The following is a 5,838-nucleotide window of genomic DNA, read 5'->3' on the forward strand; positions in this document are numbered from 1 at the left end:
GTCAGGCGCGGGCGTGACCGTACGCGGTCGTCCGCCTGCGGGCCGGCCGGCCGGCCGCCGCCGCGATCGCCCGGAGCTGCTCCTCGGTCCGGGCCGAGCCGTTGCCCGACCCGGCCATCCGGGAGATGGTCTCCTCCATCAGGGTGCCGCCCAGGTCGTTGCAGCCGCCCCGGAGCATCGCCACGGTGCCCTCGTCGCCGAGCTTCACCCAGGAGCACTGGATGTTGGCGATCCGGCCGTGCAGCAGCAGCCGGGCCATCGCGTGCACCGCCCGGTTCTCCCGCCAGGTCGGCCCCGGGCGGGCGATCCCCGCCAGGTAGATGGGCGCGTTGGTGTGCACGAAGGGCAGCGCCACGAACTCGGTGAAGCCGCCGGTGCGGTCCTGCACCCCGGCCAGCACCCGGAAGTGGGCGAGCCACTGGCCGGGATGGTCCACGTGGCCGTACATCATCGTGGAGCTGGACCGGATGCCCAGCTGGTGGGCCGTGCTGACCACCTCGACCCAGGCGGCGGCCGGCAGCTTGCCCTTGGTCAGCACCCAGCGCACCTCGTCGTCGAGGATCTCGGCGGCGGTCCCCGGGATGGTGTCCAGCCCGGCCTCGCGGAGCTGGAGCAGCCACTCCTTCACCGGCACCCCGGCCTTGGCCGCCGCGGTGACGATCTCCATCGGCGAGAACGCGTGCACGTGCATCCCCGGGACCCGGGCCTTGATCGCCCGGACGAGGTCCGCGTACCCGGTGACCGGCAGCTTCGGGTCGATGCCGCCCTGCAGGCACACCTCGCTGGCGCCGGCCGCCCACGCCTCCTCGGCCCGGTCGGCGACCTGGTCGAGGGAGAGCCGGAACGCGTCCGCGTCGGTCTCCCGCTGGGCGAACGCGCAGAACCGGCAGCCGACGTAGCAGACGTTGCTGAAGTTGATGTTGCGGTTGACCACGTAGGTGACGTCGTCGCCGACCGCGTCCCGGCGGACGTCGTCGGCGATCCGGCACAGCTCGTCCAGCGCCGGCCCGTCGGCGCCGAACAGCGCCAGCGCCTTCGCCTCGTGCGCCGGGGCGAGCAGCGCCGCCGGGTCGTCCGCGGCCAGCCGCAGGCCCGCGCGCAGCTCGGCGTCGGTGCTGGTCACGGCGCTGTTCCCGGGTACGGGGGCCACCTTGCCGGCGACCTCGTTCCAGTCGCCGTAGACGCTGTCGAAGTCGCCGCGCCGGTCCCCGGTGCGGCCGGTGGTGTCGATGGTGGCGTGCAGGTCGGTCCGCCCGCCGAACACCTCCTCCGGCTCCTGCCAGGGGCGGCCCTCCGGGCGGGCCGCCTCGACGGCGAGCCCGGTCGCCGGGTCGGCGAGGGCGGTGACGTGCGGCAGCAGGCGCGGGTCCAGCCACGGGTCGCCGGCCCGGACGTACTCGGGGTAGACGGTCAACCGCTCCCGGAGGGTGAAGCCGGCCTTGGCGGTACGCCGGGCCAGCTCGTCGAGCTGCGGCCAGGGCCGCTCCGGGTTCACGTGATCCGGGGTGACCGGCGAGACCCCACCCCAGTCGTCGATGCCGGCCCGCAGCAGCAGGTCGTACTCCCCCTCGATGAGGTTCGGCGGAGCCTGGACCCGGGCCCTCGGGCCGAGCAGGATCCGGGTCACCGCGACCGTCGCGGCCAGGTCGTGCAGCTCCGCGTCGGGCATCCCGCGCATCGCGGTGTCCGGCTTGGCGCGGAAGTTCTGCACGATCACCTCCTGGAGGTGGCCGTACTCCCGCAGCCGCCGGCGGATCGCGAAGAGCGCGTCCACCCGCTCGGGCAGGGTCTCCCCGATGCCGATCAGGATGCCGGTGGTGAACGGCACCCCGACCCGGCCGGCGTCGTCGAGCACCCGGAGCCGGACCGCCGGCTCCTTGTCCGGCGAGCCGAAGTGCGGCCCGCCCGGCTCCGACCAAAGCCGGGTCGCGGTCGTCTCCAGCATCATGCCCATGCTCGGCGCCACCGGCTTGAGCCGTTGCAGCTCCGACCAGGACAGCACGCCCGGGTTGAGGTGGGGCAGCAGCCCGGTCTCCTCCAGCACCGCCACCGCGCAGGCGCGCAGGTAGTCGAGGGTGGAGTCGTAGCCCCGCTCGTCCAGCCACCGGCGGGCCGCCGGCCAGCGCTCCTCCGGCCGGTCGCCGAGGGTGAACAACGCCTCCTTGCAGCCCTGCGCGGCGCCCGCCCGGGCGATCGCCAGCACCTCGTCCCGCTCCAGGTACGCGGCGGGCAGCCGGTGCGGCACCGTGGCGAAGGTGCAGTAGTGGCAGCGGTCCCGGCAGAGCCGGGTCAGTGGGATGAAGACCTTCTTGGAAAAGGTGACCACGCCCGGACGCCCCGCCTCGCGCAGTCCGGCGTCGCGCACCTCACCGGCGATCCGGAGCAGCTCGTCCAGCGCGTCGCCGCGCGCGGTCAGCAGCGTGCTCGCCTCGTCGACATCCAGCGCGCGCCCGGTCGCGGCCCGGCGCAGCGCCCGCCGGACACTCGCCTCCGTCGGCGCGGGCTCGGTGCGATCAACCATCCGTCCAGCCTAGGCGCTGGACGACCGGCACCCATCCGACCCCGCCACCCGGCCCTCGTTCCTGGACGGCCCTCGTTCCCGGACGGGCCCCGTTCTTGGGCGGCCCTCATTCCTGGACGGGTCTCGTTCATGGAAAGAGTGGCCTCCCGGGTCGGGGAAGCCACTCTTTCCATGAATCAGTCGCCTCGTCGTGCGGCGCCTTGCCGTGCGCGCGGCTCGGCGTGCGCTCGGCGTGCGCGGGGCTCGGCGTGCGCGCGGCTCGGCGTGCGCGGCGGGGCGGGCGGGTCAGCGGGGGTGGTTGGGGTCGTCCCGGTCGAAGCGCTGGGTGCGGTCGCTGTCCTGCGGGGACGGCTGGCCGAACTCGGCCGGCTGGCGCGGGATGGCCTGGGTCGGGTCCGCCGACGGCGGCTGGCCGAACGGCGGCGCCGGGTGCGGGGAGCCGAACGGCGGCGCGGACTGCGGGGCGTGCGGCGGGGTGGCGTTGAAGGGCGGGGCCGACTGCGGGACGCCGTACTGGCCGGGCACCGGCTGGTTCGGCTGGCCGCCGGGGACGTACCCGCCGTGGCCCGGGGGCGGGTAGCCGCCCGGCTGGCCGGGATAGCCACCCGGCTGCTGCGGCCAGCCGGGCTGGGGCTGCCCGTACACGCCGGGTTGCGGCTTGGGCTTGGCGACGTAGTAGAGCCGACGCCAGATGTGGAACACCACGAACGCCGCGATCCCGAAGATGGCCAGCCAGGCCACCCGGGTGAGCAGGCCGAGGAACGCGTCCAGCACCTCGGCGGCGGCGAGCCGGCCGACCAGCCAGATCAGCAGGGTGAGCGCGCCGAACAGGGCGGCGAACGCGTACTCGCCGAGGGCCGCCTGGGTGATCAGTTTCGCCTTCGGCAGCGCCGGGCGTACGTGGGTGGCCAGCAGCACCGCCAGCAGCGGCAGCACGGCCGACTCGACGCCGACGAAGGCGAAGAAGGTGCTTCCCGCCCGGCTGCTGAAGGTGCTGTAGTCGTCGGTCGGTACCAGCAGGCGCAGCAGGCCGACGAAGAGCAGCACGGCGTTCGCGCCGAGCAGGACGAGCGCGGCCAGTTCGCGCAATGGCTTGGTCACCTGGCTGGCCTGCGTCGCGTCGCCGGACGCGGGCTCGGCGGGGCTGGTCACGAACTCCCCCTGGGGACGAAAACGGACAGTTTCCGGACGTGAGCCTAGTCGCACCGGGCACGACCGGATCGACAGCCGCACGTGCGGAAGGATGGACGCCATGCGCATCGTGGTTCTGACCGGCGGAATCGGGGGCGCCCGGTTCCTGCTCGGTGTCCGGGCGTACGCCCGTGAGGTGGGGGCCGACGTGACCGCCGTGGTCAACGTCGGCGACGATCTGCTGCTGCACGGGCTGAAGGTCTGCCCCGACCTGGACAGCGTGATGTACACGCTGGGCGGCGGCGCCGACCCCGAACGGGGCTGGGGCCGGGTGGGCGAGACCTGGACGGTCAAGTCCGAGCTGGCCGCGTACGGCGCCGAGCCGACCTGGTTCGGGCTGGGCGACAAGGACATCGCCACCCACCTGGTCCGGACCACGATGCTCAACGCCGGCTACCCGCTGTCCCAGGTGACCGAGGCGCTCGCCACCCGCTGGCAGCCCGGCGTACGCCTGCTGCCGGCGACCGACGACCGGCTGGAGACGCACGTGGTGGTCGACGTCGACGGAGGCCAGCGGGCGATCCACTTCCAGGAGTGGTGGGTGCGCCACCGGGCGCAGCTGCCCACCCACCGGTTCGTCTTCGTCGGCGCGGAGTCGGCGAAGCCGGCGCCCGGCGTCCGGGAGGCGATCGCCGCGGCCGACGTGGTGCTGATCGCCCCGAGCAACCCGGTGGTGAGCATCGCCCCGATCCTGGCCGTGCCGGGACTGCGCGAGGCGGTGACCGACGGGCCGGCTCCGGTGGTCGGGGTCTCTCCGATCATCGGTGGCGCCCCGGTACGCGGGATGGCCGACCGTTGCCTCGCCGTGCTCGGGGTGGAGTGCAGCGGGGCCGGGGTGGGCGGCCTCTACGGTGGCCGGTCGGCGGGCGGGCTGCTCGACGGCTGGCTGGTCGCCCCCGAGGACGAGGGGACGGTGGTGCCGGACGTGACCGTACGCTCGGCGCCGTTGCGGATGACCGACGAGGCGGTCACGGCGGCGATGGTCCGGGCCGCGTTGGAGCTGATGTGAGGCTGGAGATCCTGCCGGTGCTGGGCATCGGCGACGTGACCGAGGGCGACGACCTGGCGGCGGTGATCGCCACCGCCGCGCCGTGGCTGCGCGACGGAGACGTGCTGGTGGTTACCAGCAAGATCGTCTCGAAGGCGGAGGGCCGCCTGGTCGACGTGCCGGCGGACGGTCCCGAGCGGCTCGCCGCGAAGGACGAGGTGCTCGCCGGCGAGACGGCCCGGGTGGTGGCCACCCGGGGTGCGACCCGGATCGTGCAGACCCATCACGGCTTCGTGATGGCCTCCGCCGGCATCGACGCGTCGAACGTGGACAAGACCCGCCTGGTGCTGCTGCCGAAGGACCCGGACGCGTCGGCCCGGGCGTTGCGGGCCGCGCTGCGCGAGCGGTACCAGCTGGACGTCGCCGTGATCATCAGCGACACGATGGGCCGGCCGTGGCGCAACGGCCTCACCGACGTGGCCCTCGGCGTGGCCGGGATGCCGGCGATCCGCGACCACCGCGGCGAGATCGACCCGTACGGCAACGAACTGCAGCTCACCCAGCTCGCCGTGGTGGACGAGCTGGCGGGCGCCGGCGAACTGATCAAGGGCAAGTGCGACCAGGTGCCGGTGGCCGTGGTCCGGGGCTACCCGGGCGTGGCGGGCGCCGAGGAGGGCGAGGGCGCCCGCGCCCTGGTCCGGGACGCCGCGCTGGACCTCTTCTCGCTGGGCACCGCCGAGGCGAAGGCCGCCGGGCTACGGGAGGCCGCCACCCTGGCCGACGGCCCGGGCCCGGCCCCGGCCGATCCGACGGCCGTCGACCGGGCGATCGCCGCGGTCGCCGAGGTGGTCGCGCCCGGCACGGTCTTCACCCACGTCATCGACGAGGAGGTACGCGCCGGTCTGGTGGCCACCGTGCCGGGCTGGCCCGAACCGGCCACCGGCCTAGTGCTGGGCGCGCCGCCGACGCCGGTGGATTCGGCGGACCTGGTCCGCTTCGGCGCCGACCTGCAGCGGCTGCGGACCGCGCTGGCCGCCGAGGGCGTGTCGTCGGCGCTCCTTCCCCCGCCCACGGGCAGCACCGCCAGCGCCGCCCTCGCCATCTGACCCGCCCGCCGCCGCACCGCCCCCACCGCCGC

General features: G+C 74.7%; 4 protein-coding genes. 2 read left to right on the forward strand and 2 right to left on the reverse strand.

Features of this window, described 5'->3' with window-relative positions; genetic code table 11:
- Nucleotide 1: 1 nt before the first annotated feature.
- Both ACWEVO_RS28035 and ACWEVO_RS28040 read right to left on the reverse strand, forming a co-directional pair.
- Entirely contained in the window at nt 2-2,521 is a 2,520-nt protein-coding gene (locus ACWEVO_RS28035; protein WP_452310491.1) for a bifunctional FO biosynthesis protein CofGH, read from the reverse strand.
- Between the two features lie 285 nt (nt 2,522-2,806).
- Nucleotides 2,807-3,673 carry a hypothetical protein gene (locus ACWEVO_RS28040; protein ID WP_452310492.1) on the reverse strand — a complete coding sequence of 289 codons (867 nt, stop codon included), beginning with the start codon at nt 3,671-3,673 and terminating at the stop codon, nt 2,807-2,809.
- 100 nt (nt 3,674-3,773) lie between these two features.
- On the opposite strand from ACWEVO_RS28040, the gene cofD reads away from it, so the two are divergent.
- Both cofD and ACWEVO_RS28050 read left to right on the forward strand, forming a co-directional pair.
- Nucleotides 3,774-4,721: a 2-phospho-L-lactate transferase gene (gene cofD / locus ACWEVO_RS28045; protein ID WP_452310493.1), complete on the forward strand. Its 948-nt coding sequence runs from the start codon at nt 3,774-3,776 to the stop codon at nt 4,719-4,721.
- Complete coding sequence (locus tag ACWEVO_RS28050; protein WP_452310494.1) at nt 4,718-5,806, forward strand: coenzyme F420-0:L-glutamate ligase; 1,089 nt, start codon at nt 4,718-4,720, stop codon at nt 5,804-5,806. Before cofD ends, ACWEVO_RS28050 begins: the two co-directional genes overlap by 4 nt.
- Nucleotides 5,807-5,838 lie beyond the last annotated feature (32 nt).

It is taken from the genome of Micromonospora sp. NPDC003776, assembly GCF_053605645.1.